The 17,335-nt window shown below is 42.1% G+C and carries 18 protein-coding genes; 13 read left to right on the top strand and 5 right to left on the bottom strand.

The genetic code is table 11. The features are described from left to right. The first annotated feature begins 13 nt into the window (after positions 1–13). Positions 14–823, top strand: coding sequence for an HAD family hydrolase (locus tag H8Z82_RS12690; protein WP_019161236.1), 810 nt, complete (start codon positions 14–16; stop codon positions 821–823). Between the two features lie 15 nt (positions 824–838). Here H8Z82_RS12690 and H8Z82_RS12695 read toward each other — a convergent pair whose 3' ends face one another. Beyond that, positions 839–1,783, bottom strand: coding sequence for an AEC family transporter (locus tag H8Z82_RS12695; protein WP_186995314.1), 945 nt, complete (start codon positions 1,781–1,783; stop codon positions 839–841). 131 nt (positions 1,784–1,914) lie between these two features. Between H8Z82_RS12695 and H8Z82_RS12700 the strand changes: the two genes are divergently transcribed. The 3 genes from H8Z82_RS12700 (at position 1,915) to ilvC (ending at position 4,714) form a co-directional block, all read left to right on the top strand. Beyond that, positions 1,915–2,964: a tyrosine-protein phosphatase gene (locus tag H8Z82_RS12700; RefSeq protein ID WP_019161238.1), complete on the top strand. Its 1,050-nt coding sequence runs from the start codon at positions 1,915–1,917 to the stop codon at positions 2,962–2,964. Between the two features lie 155 nt (positions 2,965–3,119). Continuing rightward, a complete protein-coding gene (gene ilvN / locus H8Z82_RS12705; RefSeq protein ID WP_019161239.1) occupies positions 3,120–3,617 on the top strand; it encodes an acetolactate synthase small subunit in 498 nt (165 codons plus the stop codon). Positions 3,618–3,694: 77 nt separating this feature from the next. After that, positions 3,695–4,714, top strand: a complete 1,020-nt coding sequence (gene ilvC / locus H8Z82_RS12710) for a ketol-acid reductoisomerase (protein WP_186995315.1) — start codon at positions 3,695–3,697, stop codon at positions 4,712–4,714. A gap of 58 nt (positions 4,715–4,772) precedes the next feature. On the opposite strand, the gene H8Z82_RS12715 is transcribed toward ilvC, so the two are convergent. Beyond that, a complete protein-coding gene (locus tag H8Z82_RS12715; RefSeq protein WP_186995316.1) occupies positions 4,773–5,303 on the bottom strand; it encodes a hypothetical protein in 531 nt (176 codons plus the stop codon). A gap of 236 nt (positions 5,304–5,539) precedes the next feature. On the opposite strand from H8Z82_RS12715, the gene H8Z82_RS12720 reads away from it, so the two are divergent. Continuing rightward, positions 5,540–5,737 (top strand): hypothetical protein, encoded by a 198-nt coding sequence (locus tag H8Z82_RS12720; RefSeq protein WP_243176475.1) that lies wholly within the window; start codon positions 5,540–5,542, stop codon positions 5,735–5,737. A gap of 1 nt (position 5,738) precedes the next feature. Here H8Z82_RS12720 and H8Z82_RS12725 read toward each other — a convergent pair whose 3' ends face one another. After that, on the bottom strand, positions 5,739–7,007 hold the full coding sequence (locus tag H8Z82_RS12725) for a sensor histidine kinase (RefSeq protein WP_186995318.1): 1,269 nt from the start codon (positions 7,005–7,007) through the stop codon (positions 5,739–5,741). Between the two features lie 299 nt (positions 7,008–7,306). Between H8Z82_RS12725 and yedF the strand changes: the two genes are divergently transcribed. Continuing rightward, complete coding sequence (yedF, locus tag H8Z82_RS12730) at positions 7,307–7,921, top strand: sulfurtransferase-like selenium metabolism protein YedF (RefSeq protein ID WP_173743034.1); 615 nt, start codon at positions 7,307–7,309, stop codon at positions 7,919–7,921. Between the two features lie 31 nt (positions 7,922–7,952). Here the strand turns inward: yedF and H8Z82_RS12735 are convergent, their stop codons facing one another. Further along, positions 7,953–9,167: a dicarboxylate/amino acid:cation symporter gene (locus H8Z82_RS12735; RefSeq protein WP_019161245.1), complete on the bottom strand. Its 1,215-nt coding sequence runs from the start codon at positions 9,165–9,167 to the stop codon at positions 7,953–7,955. A 141-nt stretch (positions 9,168–9,308) separates the two neighbouring features. Here H8Z82_RS12735 and H8Z82_RS12740 point away from each other — a divergent pair, with 141 nt between their 5' ends. Continuing rightward, positions 9,309–9,785 carry an SH3 domain-containing protein gene (locus H8Z82_RS12740; protein ID WP_019161246.1) on the top strand — a complete coding sequence of 159 codons (477 nt, stop codon included), beginning with the start codon at positions 9,309–9,311 and terminating at the stop codon, positions 9,783–9,785. Positions 9,786–9,954: 169 nt separating this feature from the next. Here the strand turns inward: H8Z82_RS12740 and H8Z82_RS12745 are convergent, their stop codons facing one another. Next, entirely contained in the window at positions 9,955–10,434 is a 480-nt protein-coding gene (locus H8Z82_RS12745) for an S-ribosylhomocysteine lyase (protein ID WP_186995319.1), read from the bottom strand. 252 nt (positions 10,435–10,686) lie between these two features. On the opposite strand from H8Z82_RS12745, the gene H8Z82_RS12750 reads away from it, so the two are divergent. The 6 genes from H8Z82_RS12750 to cobM all read left to right on the top strand — a co-directional run bounded on the left by H8Z82_RS12750 (position 10,687) and on the right by cobM (position 17,287). Beyond that, the gene (locus H8Z82_RS12750) at positions 10,687–11,520 is read left to right on the top strand and encodes a peptidylprolyl isomerase (RefSeq protein WP_186995320.1); all 834 of its coding nucleotides are present in this window, start codon (positions 10,687–10,689) and stop codon (positions 11,518–11,520) included. Positions 11,521–11,534: 14 nt separating this feature from the next. Then, on the top strand, positions 11,535–12,737 hold the full coding sequence (gene coaBC / locus H8Z82_RS12755) for a bifunctional phosphopantothenoylcysteine decarboxylase/phosphopantothenate--cysteine ligase CoaBC (RefSeq protein ID WP_019161249.1): 1,203 nt from the start codon (positions 11,535–11,537) through the stop codon (positions 12,735–12,737). Between the two features lie 106 nt (positions 12,738–12,843). After that, positions 12,844–13,608 carry a type III pantothenate kinase gene (locus H8Z82_RS12760; RefSeq protein ID WP_019161250.1) on the top strand — a complete coding sequence of 255 codons (765 nt, stop codon included), beginning with the start codon at positions 12,844–12,846 and terminating at the stop codon, positions 13,606–13,608. A 33-nt stretch (positions 13,609–13,641) separates the two neighbouring features. After that, the gene (locus H8Z82_RS12765) at positions 13,642–14,985 is read left to right on the top strand and encodes an MATE family efflux transporter (RefSeq protein ID WP_186995321.1); all 1,344 of its coding nucleotides are present in this window, start codon (positions 13,642–13,644) and stop codon (positions 14,983–14,985) included. A 334-nt stretch (positions 14,986–15,319) separates the two neighbouring features. After that, positions 15,320–16,486 carry a cobalt-precorrin-5B (C(1))-methyltransferase CbiD gene (cbiD, locus tag H8Z82_RS12770; RefSeq protein WP_186995322.1) on the top strand — a complete coding sequence of 389 codons (1,167 nt, stop codon included), beginning with the start codon at positions 15,320–15,322 and terminating at the stop codon, positions 16,484–16,486. 24 nt (positions 16,487–16,510) lie between these two features. Further along, positions 16,511–17,287, top strand: a complete 777-nt coding sequence (gene cobM, locus H8Z82_RS12775; RefSeq protein WP_186995323.1) for a precorrin-4 C(11)-methyltransferase — start codon at positions 16,511–16,513, stop codon at positions 17,285–17,287. The last annotated feature ends 48 nt before the right edge of the window (positions 17,288–17,335 follow it).

Consider the following 17,335-nt stretch of genomic DNA (forward strand, 5'->3'; position numbering starts at 1 on the left):
AGGAGATAAGAAAGTGAACAGAAAAGCAGTGTTTTTTGATGCAGACGGAACACTCTGCGATATGGAAAAGGGTGTACCCCAGAGCACGAAGGAGGCATTGAAAAAATTAAGAGAAAACGGTCATGAGGCATGGCTGTGTACAGGCAGGAGCAGAGCTTTTGTTTCCTGGTATCTGGAAGAACTTCCGTTTACAGGTATGATCAGTGCCTGTGGGGCTACCATTGAAAAGAACGGAGAGCGTCTTTTTAATAAAGAGATGACTCCGGAAATTGCAAAAAAGTCAGTGGAAATTCTGCGCAGATATGGTCTGGTCCCGGTTATGGAAGGTGCAGATTTTATGTATTATGATAAGGATGAATATAATACAGATGTGAATTGGTATACAGATCTGATCACAGAATCTCTGGGACCAAAATGGCGTCCCATCAGGGGAAATGAAGACTGTATGCACATTAATAAGATTAGTGCAAAAATGATAAAGGGTTGTGATGCAGAGGCTGCCTGCAGAGAACTGAGTAAGTATTATGATATTATCCGTCATGAGAGCGGTTCAGGAATTGCGGGAACCACTATTGAACTTGTTCCCAAGGGCTTTAACAAGGCAGTGGGAATCTCGGCAGTGTGCAGGCTCTTTGACATTCCATGGGAGGATACTATCGTATTTGGAGACAGCAATAATGATCTTGCCATGTTTGAATATGCGGCAGTGAAGGTTGCCATGGGAAATGGTTCAGAGAAAATAAAAGCTCTGGCTGATCATATTACACAGGATATGTTTCATTATGGAATCAGAAACGGCCTGGAATATCTGAAGCTGATCTAACATAAAAGCCTGGGCTCAGATCAGTCCCAGGCTTTTGCATATGTAGAGCCAGATTGTCATGGTAAAGGAGCTTAACAGAGTGGTAGTCATAACTACACCGGAAGTAAAATCACCGTCATACTTCATGTTTTTGGCCATGATATAACAGCTTACAGTAGTGGCAGAGCCTAGCATGATAATGATAGCCACCAGCATATCATGGGAGAAGCCAAATAATACGGCAATGGGAAGAAATACAGCTTCATAGCCTACAAGTTTCAGAAAGGTACAGGCGATCAGCGGCTTTGGTCTTGAAAAGGCTTTGCCGAATTTCAGCGCACCGCCCATAGCCATCAGACCAAGAGGAGTAGCGGTTTTTCCCAGGTTATTGACAGAGATTCTTATGATTGCGGGCAGAGGAAGACGTAAAAGAGACCATATCATACCGGCAAGGATTCCAAGGATAATAGGATTAGTGGCAATGCCCTTTAGGGTTTTGACAAGCTTTGTGGTATCCAGCTTTCCACCTCCGGGTGCGAAAAGGGAAAGTGTGGTAACTGCCATTACATTATACAGAGGCACACTTCCAATGATCATAAGGGGAGCCATTCCTGCATTTCCATAAAGATTCTGGATAATGGCAATTCCAAGGATGGCAGCACTGCTGCGGTAGGATGCCTGGATAAATTCACCCTGAATATTGCGTGGCTTCAATAAATAGGAAAGTCCTGTGGAAATTCCAATACTGATCAGTGTTACAAAGAAACAGAACAATACGAATTTTGTATTCCAAACACTGTAAAAGTCAGACTCTGCAATATCCAGAAACAAAAGTGCAGGCAATGCGGCATTAAATACAAATTTGTTCAGGCGGCTTACAAAGGTGTCATCAAAAAGGCCGATCCGCCTGAAAAAAAGTCCCAGCACCAGAGTGAGGAAAATGGGAATGGTGGCATTAAGACAGAAAACAAGATTTTCCATAACAGATGTCCTTTCAAAAACAATAATAACATCCATGATTATAAACATTTGTCAGGAATTGTCAAATATGGATTTCTATGCTATTCTGAAAAAGAAATTTTGAAAAACCGTAGATAGTGGAGTGATGAAACATGAAGTACGGAAAGATACGAATTGAAGATGGGTTTCTGGTATTTACCAGACATATGATGATAAACAGTCTTCCATGTAGAGACATTGTATGGGCTTATATGCGAAAAGAAGGCGCAGATGAAGGCGGCGACAGGCAGCTGAGCATAAATTATCTTGTAATCGTTACCAGGAGAAAAAAACGGTATAAATTTGATATGAGCCAGAGAGAGGTACAAGATTGTATCCGCCTTCTCAGGGCACTGAATCCGGATATGGCAACAGGCTTTCCTAAAGGAGGAAGAGTGCTTCTTCAGAGCCTGTCGGATACCAGGGATCTGGGTGCGATTGTCACGGAAGATGGCAGACATATTCTGCCTAAAAGGCTTCTGCGCAGCGGAGCCCTGTATCATATCAGCCAGGCAGATAAGGAGCTTCTTATGGAAGCATATAATCTGAAAGCAGTGATTGATCTGCGGTCCGGCGCGGAAATCAGGAAAAAACCGGATCTTATTATGGCAGGAGTGGAATATTATCACATTCCCATTCTGGAAGAGGTTTCCGGCTTGTGCGATACTGGAGATATCCGTGAACTTTTGCAGAAAATTCCGGCTGATCCCTGGGAATATGTGAGAAATTTCTATGCACAGATAGGCACGGATTTCTATGCCATTAAGCAGTTTGCCAGGTTTGTGGATGTGGTTTACCATCATGAAAAAGGAGCACTTCTCTGGCACAGCGACACAGGAAGAGGGAGAGCGGGGCTGGCTACAGCCTTACTTCTGGCACTGTTGGGTGTAAAGAAGGATATTATTTATCAGGATTATCTGCGTACAAATCGTTATCTGTCACCGGAGCTTAAATATATGCTGCGTCTGTCCCAGACCTGGCCGGAAGCAGGAGCAGATACAGAAGAGAAATTGACAGCATTGTATCAGGTCAGAGAGGACTACCTGGATACTGCATATAAATCCGTGTTGGAAGAGTATGGCACTATGGAAAGATTTTTCAGGGATGCGCTCTATCTGAAACCCAAAATGATTGAGGAACTGCGGGAAAAGTATCTGATCTGATGATTTTTTTCAAAATAGCCAAAAATCAGTAAAAAAAACCGATTGGTTTGACCAAAAATATCATTGACAAAATGTTGATTGTTGATATAATGGTAACCATACAAATTATTTATTATATTAACGCGTTGATGAAGTGCGTTGAAAGCAGGTGAAACATGCAGAAGAGAGTATTATCCCTGTTAGTAGATAATACTGCAGGTGTGACTACCCGGGTATCTGGTCTGTTCAGCCGCAGAGGATATAATATTGACAGCATTACAGGCGGTGTAACGGCAGATGACCGGTTTTCCAGGATTACCGTTGTGTGCAGCGGCGATGAATTGATTCTGGAACAGATCACAAATCAGCTTGCCAAGCTTGTAGATGTAAGAGATATCAAGATTCTGGAACCGGATAACAGTGTATGCCATGAGTTACTTATGGTGAAGGTATCAGCCAGACCGGAACAGAGACAGGGGATTATTTCCATTGCAGATATATTCCATGCCAAGGTTGTGGATGTGAGTAAGGAATCCCTCATACTGGAAATGACAGGTACTCATAATAAGCTGGAAGCATTTATTGATCTGATGAAGGACTATGAAATCTTGGAGATGGCCCGTACAGGTGTTACCGGATTATCCAGAGGATCAGATGATGTGACTTTTTTATAGCTTGATTATTACATAGTTTGCTAGGGGAGAATCCCTTAACGATAAATTTTTTACAAATTAGCAGGAGGAAAATTAAAATGGCTAACAAGATTTTTTATCAGGAAGATTGTAATTTAAGCTTACTGGATGGTAAAAAAATTGCAATTATTGGATACGGAAGCCAGGGACATGCACATGCTCTGAACTTAAAGGACTCCGGATGTGATGTCATTATCGGTCTGTACGAAGGCAGCAAATCCTGGAAGAAAGCTGAAGAGCAGGGCTTTAAGGTATATACAGCAGCTGAAGCAGCTAAACAGGCAGATATCATCATGATTCTTATCAACGATGAGAAACAGGCTAAGCTTTACAAAGAATCTATCGAACCGAACCTTGAAGAAGGCAACATGTTAATGTTTGCTCATGGTTTCAACATCCATTTTGGATGCATCAAACCTCCGAAATATGTTGACGTTACAATGATCGCTCCTAAAGGACCTGGACATACTGTAAGAAGCGAATATCAGGCTGGAAAAGGTGTTCCTTGTCTGATCGCTGTAGAGCAGGATGCTACAGGTAAAGCTCAGGATATCGCACTTGCATATGCACTTGGTATCGGCGGAGCAAGAGCAGGTGTTCTTGAGACAACATTCCGCACAGAGACAGAGACAGACCTCTTCGGTGAGCAGGCTGTACTTTGCGGTGGTGTTTGCGCACTTATGCAGGCTGGTTTCGAGACACTTGTGGAAGCCGGTTATGACCCAAGAAATGCATATTTTGAATGTATTCATGAAATGAAACTGATCGTAGACCTGATCTATCAGTCAGGATTCGCAGGAATGAGATATTCTATCTCCAACACTGCTGAATATGGCGATTACATCACAGGACCTAAGATCATCACAGAAGATACAAAGAAAGCTATGAAGAAAGTCCTTTCTGATATCCAGGATGGTACATTTGCAAAAGACTTCTTACTTGATATGTCTGATGCAGGTGCACAGGTTCACTTCAAAGCTATGAGAAAGAAAGCTTCTGAGCATCAGTCTGAAAAAGTTGGCGAAGAGATCCGTAAACTTTACAGCTGGAATGGCGAAGACAAACTTATTAATAACTAATTAAAGAATAAGTATGAAACCCCTGTCATAATTTTGACAGGGGTTTTGTTGCGAAAAATTATAATTCTATTATTTGTCCATTTTCAGAATCATATCTGCAATATTTTCCATTTCCGGATATAAATGGCTGGTAAGTATTGGTCTTAATATCCTTTAGATAGACAATACCGGTAGCGATCATTTCTACCAGGGAGAAACGTTCACTGAGACTGGAAATCCATTTGTAGGTTTTGTTCTTTGAGGAATCTGCCATGATCATATTGTAAGCATGACCATCCGGGGAGGCTTTTTCCAAAGAGAAGTATACTTTTTCAGCTTTGTCAGGTGTATCAAAGACCTGGCTGGTTATATAAGAAGAAAAATTAGTTTTAACAAATTTATGAAAAGAATTCAGGTCATAGGTGATTCCGGATACTTCATCAATGATCTTATCTCCACGTTCCAGGCGGGTGCGGATTACCTTCAAAACCTCCACAGTCCAGTTGATAAAGGAAATACTACTGTAATTCATACTCTCCAGAAGTGTACTGATTAATGCTTTTGATAATACATTTGATCTCACGGCCTCATCATAAAGTTCTTTGTTCATAATGTTCCCTCTTTTCTTATTATTTTGATTTAGAATTAGAGCTGTGATATTATAGAGTTACTGACATCATATGATTTTTAGGAAATATAATAAGTGGATGTACTAATATTATTATAAGTCGGTATCGTATAAAATGCAATAAAAAATAAGACAACTAAAATTGAAATTGTGTAAAATAACCAAATGGCAGTGTCCGATGAAACAGACATTGCCACGAAAGAGATGATAAGAAGGAGATGGAAAATTTGAAAACAGAAGAGGAATTTATCAGTGGTTTTTGTCGTACTTGTAATATGGGGCAGACAGTATGCTGTGAATATACTATACAAGATAACGAAAAAACACTGTCATTTATGGATTGTGCCCATGAAAGGTGTGTAAATACAGGAGCCTGCGAGATTTACAGACAAGCAAAGGCACTGGAATGCAAATAGGTTATATGAAAATTTTTAAAATAAAGAGTTGATCAGATACAGAAAATTGGCACTGTCCGTTTAACTGTTCAACATAATAAATAATGCTTTTGACTCCGATGCCATGTCCTTCTTTTGCTGAAACAGGAATACCATCTACAAATTCCGGCATTTTTGCTACAGGGTTTTCAACCTGGAGCATAAGATGTTTCTTTTTTTGAGAAATAGTAAGTCTGGCCCATCTGGATTGTCTGTCTGCCTGTTCTAATGCATGCATGGAATTTTCCAGTGCATTTGACAAAATTGTACAGAATGCAAGGTCAGAACAGGACAGATCTTTTCCGGTAGAAATATTACAGTCAAGAGAAAATCCCCTGTCTGTGAAGCGGGAATCATAGATAGAGATTACAGAGTTCAGCATTTCATTTGGGGAGTAATTGGAAATAATGGTATCAGCGTATGCTGAGCTGATCTCTTTGATATATTCCTGTGCTTTTTCAAAATGATTATTTTGCAGCTGCATAAGGATGATACTTAGATGGTGACGCATATCATGACGCAGGATTGCCAGTTTTTGACTGCTGATTTTTACCTGATCAATTTCTTTCTGCATGGACTGAAGCTGGATTTCCATCAGGTTACTGTACTGCTTTAGTTCCTGTTTGTTTTCATATTCTCTGAAATAGATCATAAGAAATACCAGATATGCAATACAGAAAGCGAATCCCATAAATTCAACGACTGCCTTGTTTCCGGAATACAGCAGACTGGAGAATTTGGTAGATGCATAATCAAAAATATAATAAACAAAAGGCAAGAATCCGATGATACTCAGTTCCCGGGTGTCTTTTGCAAAAATGGTACGGGTGGAACGAAAAACATATTTATAAAGAATGATAAATGTTCCAAACGTGGTCAGTATTCTGGCAGAATAGTAGCACCATTCTGCACCTGTTAGATTTAGTGCAAATAATCCGATCCAGTTACTTAGCTGACAGCAAAGATATGCGGAGAAAACCGAAACACAGGAAGAAATCAGAGGAAACTTGTAATAAAGGGATAAAAACAGGATTAAGGGTAAATGTACAATGAAAGGATAGGATTGCAGGGCAAGTGTTTCTCCGAAAAATGCTGAATTAATGAGGTACAGGGAACCCTGAACACAAAACAGTAGGAACAGGGATAAAATATTTTTCTTATTTGATTTTACACCAAGAAAAAAGGCGGAACAGTAAATTCCAAAAAGCAAAGTGCCTGCATTGTGTATGGCAGACAGAATCTGTATGAACATAACAGAACCTCCTGATATCAGGTTAGGGGCAAAGTACTTTTTTGCCCCTAACATCATTATATATTCAGTATAAAAGATTACAGACTCATTCGCAAGTCTATACATTTATTCGCAGGATCTGACAGGAACGAAGTGTGAACTGCTTATTGTTTTTCGGAATGGAAACAGGGGACTTACTTGATTTGGTTAAATTTGTTGAAGTAGTCTGTGAATTATGGTATGTTTTTATGTATAAAGCGATAAAAGCAGAAATGATGCTATGTATCTGCCTGCAAAAAAACTAAATGAGGTGATCTGAAATGAAATATGAAGTAAATGCATTGGGAAAACAGTGTCCCATACCGGTGGTAATGACAAAAAAGGTGATCGATCAGTCGGGAACAGGAGATGAAATAGAAATCCTGGTTGACAATGAGACTGCGGTAAACAATCTCAGCAGATTGGCAAATAAAACCGGTTGTACCTTTGTGTCAGAAAAACTGGAGGTAAAAAAATACAGGGTAAAAATGAAGGTTCAGACCGAACAGACAGGCACAGAAGTGAAGGAAGAGGAGTTTGTCTGTGAAATGCCGGGAAAGAAAGTAAAGGTAGCAGTGATTTCCGCTGATGTTATGGGAAAGGGAGATGATGAACTGGGAAAAGTTCTGATCAAGGGCTTTTTATATGCTTTATCACAGATGGAGACCCATGTGGATACAATCCTTTTTTACAACGGAGGAGCAAAGCTTACTACAGAAGGTTCTGACAGCATAGAAGATTTGAAGAAAATGGAAGCAGAAGGGACAGAGATACTGACCTGTGGTACCTGCCTGAAACATTATGGCCTGATGGAGAAGCTTTTGGTAGGGAAGGTTACGGATATGTATACCATTACTGAACGAATGATGGGGGCGGATAAAATTATCCGCCCGTAGATTAGTACATCGATTTCGAAATAACTATATACTAGATAGAAATGTGCTGCTCTTCAATATGATGTTTCTTTGCATAGCCGGTAAGAATCAGAGTGAGTGCGCCGTCTCCGGTAATATTGCAGGCAGTTCCGAAGCTGTCCTGAAGTGCAAAGATCGTGAGCATTAAAGCAGTGGCGTAATCTCCGAATTTCAGTATACCGGTGAGAAGTCCGAGAGAGGCCATGACAGTTCCACCGGGAACTCCGGGTGCACCTATGGCAAAAACTCCCAGAAGAATACAGAAAAGAGCCATAGTCCCTGGCGCAGGTACAGCACCATACAGGATCTTGGAAATTGTCATGCAGAAAAAAACTTCTGTCAGCACAGAGCCACAGAGATGAATGTTGGCAAATAAAGGAATACCAAACTGAACCATATCCTTTCTCAGGGGCTTAGCTTTTCCAGCACACTGAAGTGCTACGGCAAGGGTGGCTGCTGAGGACATGGTGCCTATTGCAGTAAGATAGGCGGGACCATAGTGGCGTATAACTTTCAGAGGATTTTCTCTGGCATAGATTCCGGCAGCAGTATACAGGAGAAACAGCCAGATAAAATGACCAAGTAATACAATGACAATAACTTTCAGGAATACAGGAAGCTGTCTGGTAATAGTTCCTTCGTAAGCCAGAGAACAGAAGGTCAGTCCAATGAACAGAGGAAGGATCGGAATAAGGATCCGGGATACCAGGGAAAGAACAATATTCTGAAATTCCTTCAGCAGGGAAGTCATCAGCTGTGCTTTGGTCCATGCAGAAGCCAGACCCAGCATAACAGCCAGAACCAGAGCGCTCATGACAGGCATGATCTGTGGAATAGAAAGCTGAAAAATCACATCAGGAAGACTTCTCAGACTATCTGCACTGGAACGGATAGATAAATGTGGAATCAGCAGGTAGCCTGCAGCTGTAGAGAATAAAGCTGCCCCCAGGGAAGAAAAATAGGCGATAAAGACAGCAATCCCCAACATGCGGGAAGCATTGTTACCAAGCTGGGTTATGGATGGGGCGATAAAACCGATAATGATCAGAGGAACACAGAAATTGATCAACTGCCCCAGAATATATTTCAGAGTTACGATAACATTTAATGCAGCTGTGGTGAAGGCGGATTCAGAGTTGAAATTTAAAAGCAGGCCGAATCCCATACCCAAGGCTACACTAACCAGAAGCTTAAATGGCAGACTATATAAAAATTTGCTTTTTTTCATAAAAATACCTCCTTTTAAGACAATTATAATATGAAATCGAAAAATCTACAATGACTGATTGATACTTGCAAGTTTTTACCAAATCGTGTATATTAAAGGATAGTATAGCATTGAAAAATGCAAAAGGAGGATTACTTACTTATGAAAAAATCACTTTTGCTGGTTCTGGTATTGGGTCTGGCTTTTGCAGCTTCCGGCTGTGGATTTGATCCTACTATTGATTCCAGTGTTATGATCGTAAAAGTTACCCCAACACCGGAGGTGACACCAACACCGGAAGTGACTCCTACACCGGAGGCAACTCCCACACCGGAGGTGACTACAGAGCAGACTGCCAGTGGGGTAAAGGTAGAGGTGAAAAACGGTACCTATTATGCAGCTTCTGAATTGAATCTTCGCTCTGATGCAAGTGCAGATGCAGAACTGGTGACAAGTGTAGCAGCTGGTACAACCTTAAACAGTACGGGTGTATGTGAGAACGGATGGGTTCGTGTAGATTACAATGGACAGGTATGTTATGCAAGCGGTGATTTTGTAACAACTACAGCACCTGAAGGAACTCAGGACGGATCAGCAGACCAGGCAGATACAGATCAGGCAGCATCCCAGGATGAATAGGCAGAGCAGTAATCAGTAAAAAACAAAATTATAAAATAAAAAGAGGAAGCGCATTGTGACGGAATGCGGCTTCCTCTTTTTAACCCAAAATAAACTGCGGAGCAGTTATTCAGTGTAGAGCTACGTAGCGAAGCGGATGATTTTATCCGCTTGACTTGGAACAACTGGATTATTGTGGGTAAACCAGCCTGTCCGGTTTGATATCGTAAAGTACTTCCTTCAGAAACTTTCCGGCCAGATATTTTGCCATTGGAAGATTCATATCCAGATAATTACCGCAATCTTTTGCAGCGGCACCGGGGACTTCTCCCTCAAAATCACGGATGAACTCAAAGGTTTCGGTCATCAGGGGTACAATATCACTGGATTCATAGTCTCCGATCAGCAGGAGATAATTGCCGGTGCGGCATCCCATTGGTCCCCAGTAAAGCATTTTTGACCCGAATTTTGGGTGGTTCCTGAGAAATGTGGCAGCCAGATGCTCGATGGTATGAAGCTCTGCTGTATTCATGACAGGCTCTTCGTTTGGGGAAGTCATACGGATATCAAAGGTAGTGACCACGCTGTCACCTGCTTTATCCTTGCGGGAGACATAAATACCGGGCTGTAATTTAATATGATCTATGGTGAAACTTGTTATTTTTTCCATTTGGATTCCTCACTTTCCTATATGATGCGATGGTCACAGGCGATATGCCTGTTTTGTCGTTTTTTATTGTAACAGTCCCTGGGATTTATTTCAAGAGTCTACTTTTTGACCCTGACATCATTATATACACATGAAAAATATGTGAAAAGAGTTGTTTTTTTTTAATGATACGTTATAATGCAATAAGGAAGCCTGGCGATATCACAGTAAAACCGGGTATGAAAAAATAGTAACAATCGGAGGTATAGATTTATGAAGAGAAAATTACTGGCAGCACTTTGTGTTACAGCTATGTCAGCAGGACTGCTTGCAGGCTGCGGAAGCAGTGAAAAGGCAGAAGATACATCAAAATCACAGGAAACATCTGCAGAAGATACTTCTGAGCAGGAAAGTAAAACGGATACAAAAACAGAATCCGGGACATCAGACAGTGATGAGGCTGTAAGCGAGAAGGAAGCAGAAGAGGCAGGCTTCTCCGATGGTTCAGAAAGCGAATCAGCAGACAGTTCAGATACTGAAAGCAAGGATGCAGATAAGGAGAGCACAGATGCTGCGCAGGGAGTACTTCTGGATACCTCAAAAGAGCTTACAGGAACACATCATGCAGAGATAGAGGTTAAAGATTACGGTACCATTGAGGTAGAGCTGGATGCAGATTCCGCACCTGTTACAGTGACAAATTTTGTAAAGCTTGCTCAGGATGGATTTTATGACGGACTTACTTTCCATCGTATTATTGAGGGATTTATGATCCAGGGCGGAGACCCTAATGGAGATGGAACCGGTGGATCTGATGAGAACATCAAGGGAGAATTCAGCAACAATGGCGTGGAAAATAATATTTCCCATACAAGAGGAACTATTTCCATGGCAAGAGCCCAGGACCCGGACAGTGGAAGCTCTCAGTTCTTTATTGTACAGGCAGACAGCACCTTCCTGGATGGGGATTACGCCGGATTCGGACATGTAACAGAGGGTATGGATATTGTGGATAAGATTTGTGAGGATGCAAAACCTACAGATGATAATGGAACCATTTCAAAAGAGGAGCAGCCTGTGATCGAGAAAGTTACGATCATAGACTGATGGAGAATTTGAAAATGCTTGAGGGAAAAACTGTATTATTGGGTGTGACGGGCAGTATTGCGGCATATAAGATCGCCAGTCTGGCCAGCGCATTAAAGAAGCGTCATGCAGATGTGCATGTATTGATGACAGAAAACGCTACAAATTTTATCAATCCCATTACTTTTGAAACTCTCACAGGAAATAAATGCCTGGTAGACACCTTTGACCGGAATTTTCAGTTTCAGGTAGAGCATATATCCATTGCAAAGAAGGCTGACGTAGTGATGATCGCACCGGCGAGCGCAAATGTGATTGGCAAGCTGGCTCATGGGATTGCAGATGATATGCTTACCACCACGATCATGGCATGTAAATGTAAGAAATTCATTTCACCAGCCATGAATACAAATATGTTTGAAAACCCTGTTGTACAGGATAACCTTAAGATTCTGGAGCATTATGGATATGAAGTGATCGCACCGGCAAACGGATATCTGGCATGTGGCGATACAGGTGCGGGCAAGATGCCTGAACCAGAGACATTGCTTGCTTATATTGAAAGAGAAACTGCCTGTAAAAAGGATCTGAAGGGTAAAAAAATTCTGGTAACAGCAGGTCCGACACAGGAGGCAATTGACCCTGTGCGATATATCACGAATCATTCTTCAGGAAAAATGGGATACGCAATTGCGAAAACTGCCATGCTTCGTGGCGCAGATGTTACACTGGTGAGTGGACACACTGCTATCGAGCCGCCAATGTTTGTAAATCTGGTACCTGTTGTGACTGCAAAGGATATGTATGAAGCGGTGACTTCTATCAGTGATGAACAGGACATTATCATTAAAGCAGCGGCAGTTGCGGATTATCGTCCTGCAAATGTCAGCGACGAGAAAGTCAAGAAGAGCGAGGGACAGATGTCCATAGAATTGGAGAGAACAGATGATATTCTGAAATATCTGGGAGAACATAAGCCAACGGGACAGTTTTTGTGTGGATTTTCCATGGAAACCCAGAATGTGATCGAGAATTCCAGAGCAAAGCTGGTAAAGAAAAACTTGGATATGGTTGCAGCAAACAATGTAAAAGTAGAGGGTGCCGGATTCCAGGGAGACACAAATGTACTAACATTGATCACCCGGGAAGAGGAAATTTCACTTCCTCTTATGACAAAAGAAGGTGCGGCCGACAGACTTCTGGATAAAATTCTGGTTATGACAGCGGGCAGCAAATAAAGAAAAGGATAGAAAGGGAGGCTGTTGCACAAAAGAGATTTGCGGCAGTCTCTTTTCATGTTATGTAATTTATAGTAAATTGTAAAAAAGATAAGGAAATGACAGAATGATTTTAGCAATTGATATAGGAAATACGAACATTGTAGTTGGATGTATAGATGAAGAAAAGATTTATTTTACAGAGCGGCTTTCGACAGTGCGCACAAAGACAGAGCTGGAGTATGCGGTAGATCTTAAAACTGTACTGGATATTTATCATATTAAACGGACAGACATTGAGGGGTGCATTATTTCTTCAGTTGTGCCTCAGATTACGGGTATTGCAAAACTGGCAGCAGAGAAAATTCTGAAAAAAGAGGTTATGGTGCTGGGACCCGGTGTAAAGACTGGTTTGAATATTGTGATGGATAATCCGGGACAGCTGGGAGCTGATCTGGTGGCTGATGCGGTGGCAGGACTGGCCAGCTATCCGGTTCCTCTTGTGGTGATCGATATGGGCACTGCTACTACAATATCAGTGGTGAACAGCAAGAAACAATATATAGGTGGTATGATCATGCCAGGTGTGAGAATTTCTCTGGATGCGCTCACTGCCAGAGCTTCCCAGCTTAGTGGAATCAGCATCGATGCACCCAGACATATTATCGGAAAAAATACAATTGAGTGTATGAAAAGTGGGGTGCTTTATAGCAATGCGGCGGCTTTGGACGGAATTATTGACCGTATAGAAGAGGAACTTGGAGAAAAAACAACTGTGATTGCTACCGGCGGTCTGGCAAAGAAGATTGTACCTCACTGCAGAAAGGAAATCATCCTGGATGAAGAACTGCTTCTCAAGGGCTTGATGTTGATTTACAGGAAAAATAAATAATTCGGGTAAAGTAAAAAAGAGGAATTGACGAAAATGGAAGAACAGCAACATATTTTTACAAACAAAATGCTCCGAACCCTGTTGATACCGGTTATTTTTGAACAGGTACTGAATTCCCTGATGGGAACTGTGGATACCATGATGGTCAGCAATGTAGGCTCTGCTGCAATATCCGCGGTATCTCTGGTGGATTCCATCAATGTATTGGTGATCCAGGCGTTCTCAGCGCTGGCAGCAGGCGGTGCAATCCTCTGTTCACAGTACATAGGTCAGAAAAATCATGAAATGGCAAATAAATCAGCAAGACAGGTATTATTTATCATTACTGCCATATCCGTAGCAGTGACTGCTCTGTGCCTGCTGTTTCGTGTGCCGCTGTTAAAACTGATATTCGGAAAAGTAGAATCAGATGTTATGACTGCCTCTCAGGTGTATTTCTTCTATACGGCATTATCCTTCCCATTTATAGCACTTTATGATGCGGGAGCATCCATATTCCGGTCCCAGGGAAATACCAGAGGGCCAATGACAGTATCGGTTATTTCAAATGTGATTAATATCGGCGGAAATGCGGCGCTGATCTGGGGATTCAATATGGGAGTGGCAGGAGCTGCCATCGCAACTCTTGCATCCAGAGTCTTCTGTGCTGTAGTGGTACTCTGGCAGCTTCGTATGGACAGACAGCCTATTGTAGTCAGAAATTACAGACAGATCCGTCCCGATGGAAAAATGATCAGAAGAGTTCTGGCTCTGGGAATCCCGTCCGGCATAGAAAACAGCATGTTTCAGCTTGGAAAGCTGGCAATACAGTCTTCCGTATCTACACTGGGGACGGTAGCCATTGCAGCTCAGGCAATGACGAATATCCTTGAGAACCTTAACGGTATTGCAGCTATCGGTGTAGGAATCGGTCTGATGACGGTAGTAGGACAGTGTCTGGGAGCGGGCAGAAAGGATGAGGCAGTTTACTATATTAAGAAATTAAGTGTTCTTGCAGAAATCATTGTTGTTGCAAGCTGTCTTTTGGTGTTTGCCTTAACCATTCCGGTCACAAAGCTGGGTGGTATGGAACCGGAAAGTGCAAGAATGTGTTTCCATATGATATCCTGGATAACGGTTGTCAAACCTATTGTATGGACTCTGGCATTTATCCCTGCCTATGGCCTCAGAGCAGCCGGAGATGTAAAATTTTCTATGATCACATCCTGTATCACTATGTGGACATTCCGTTTTTGTCTTTGTGTATATCTGATCCGTTTCAGAGGCTTCGGCCCAATGGCTGTATGGATTGGAATGTTTACTGACTGGACAGTGCGGGGAATCGTATTTTCTCTTCGCTTCCACGGCAGGAAATGGCTGAAGCATAAGGTAGTATAACAAGGCGGTATAACCATGAAATGCGTTGACTTTTACTGCTCAAAATTATATAATGATTCTCGGAAATAATTCTGGAAAAGCATTACAGGAAGTCAGGTGAAATTCCTGCGCAAGTCCGTTACTGTAACAGCCAGATACTGTCTGCTTTTCATTGTAGAGAGGAAATATGATCTGCGGCAACCAGAGGATATTTCGGGAAAAGAACTTTCAGGAGGGATTTTGTTGCACACAGAAATCCCTCCTTTTTATTTGAATGTCAGGTAAATGACATTATAGCAATGCTGTGGAGTAATCTGCAGACAGAATGTGACAACAATGCAGCAAGGGAGGCGTCATGAAAAACGGACTGGAAGATTACTACGTGATACGTGGCAATAAAAAAATGAGGTTTGGCTATACAACAGGCTCCTGCGCAGCAGCTGCATGTAAGGGTGCTGCAGAGATCCTGCTGGGTGGTGTCATGCAGAAGGCTGTCACCTTGATGACTCCTAAGGGAATCCTGCTTACACTGGAACTGAAAGATATCCGAATTGAAGAGGATAGAGTGACCTGTGCAATTCAGAAGGATGCAGGAGATGATCCGGATACTACCAATGGAATTCTGGTCTATGCCACAGTGCAGAAAACAAAAGAACCGGGAATCATCCTTGACGGAGGCGTTGGCGTGGGAAGGGTAACAAAAGCCGGACTTTCCCAGAAAATCGGGGAAGCAGCTATTAATCCTGTGCCAAAGGCCATGATTTTGCGTGAAGCCACAGAAATCGCTGAGAAATATGATTATGAGGGTGGTCTTAAAATCATCATTTCCGTTCCTGAAGGTGTGGAAATTGCAAAGAAAACTTTTAATCCACGTCTGGGAATTGTGGGAGGAATCTCCATTCTGGGAACTTCCGGGATTGTAGAACCTATGAGCGAAGCTGCTCTTGTACAGAGTATCAATGTAGAGATGAAGCAGCATTTTTCCCAGGGAGAAGAATATCTTCTGGTAACACCGGGAAATTACGGGGCAGATTATCTGCGGGAGCATATGGATCTCCCTTATGAAAAAAATATTAAATGCAGCAATTATGTAGGTGAGACCATTGACATGGCAATTGATATGGGAGTTAAGGGAATCCTTTTCATTGCTCATATCGGAAAGTTTGTAAAAGTTGCAGCAGGAATCATGAATACCCATTCCCACAGTGCAGATGCCAGGATGGAAGTGCTGGCATCCAATGCGATCCGGGCAGGAGCATCGTTGGAGTGTGCAAAGGAAATCCTGAATGCATCTACTACAGATGAAGCAATAGACATTCTGGAAAAATATCAGATACTTCAGAAGACCATGAAAGAGATCCTGGACAGGATCCAGTTTTATTTAAATCACAGATCCTATGAACAGATCCTTCTGGGGGCAGTGATCTTTAATAATACTTATGGATATCTGGGACAAACTGCAGATGCAGAGAAGCTGATAAAGCTGATTAATGCACAGAATGATGAGGCACAGTTACAATAAATTTATAAAGGAGAATGATAGATTATGGTACATTTCGTAGGAGCAGGTCCGGGAGCACCGGATCTTATCACAGTAAGAGGAAAACAGTATCTGGAGGAAGCAGATGTGGTGATTTATGCAGGATCTCTGGTAAATCCAAAGCTTCTGGAATATACAAAGGACATCTGCATCATCTACAACAGTGCAAAAATGACACTGGAGGAAGTGATCCATGTGATCGAGAAGGCGGAAGCAGAGGGAAAGACAACTGTCCGCCTTCATACCGGAGATCCATGTATTTACGGTGCAATCCGTGAACAGATGGATATTCTGGATAAGAAAAATATCACTTATGATTACTGTCCGGGTGTCAGTGCATTCTGCGGTGCTGCAAGTGCCCTGAATCTGGAATATACTCTGCCGGATATTTCTCAGAGTGTGATCATTACACGAATGGAAGGCAGAACTCCGGTTCCGTCCAAGGAAAGCATTCAGTCATTTGCGGCTCATCAGGCAACTATGGTTGTATTCTTAAGTACAGGAATGCTGGAAGAACTGAGCAGACGTCTTATTGAAGGCGGTTACACAGCAGAAACACCTGCAGCCATTGTATATAAGGCAACCTGGCCGGAACAGAAGACCTTCGTCTGCACAGTGGGAACACTGGCAAAAACGGCTGCAGAAAATAATATTACAAAAACTGCTCTGATGATCATCGGAGATACAGTTGCAGCAGCACACTATGACCGCTCCAAGCTGTATGATCCGGAGTTTACTACAGAATTTCGTGAGGCTGTGAAATCAAAAACACATCACTCATAGAATCTGGTAACCTTAAGGAATTGCTATCGTTTATGAGATTACTGTAAA

Source organism: Blautia difficilis (assembly GCF_014297245.1).
GTDB classification, from domain to species: Bacteria; Bacillota; Clostridia; order Lachnospirales; family Lachnospiraceae; genus Blautia_A; species Blautia_A difficilis.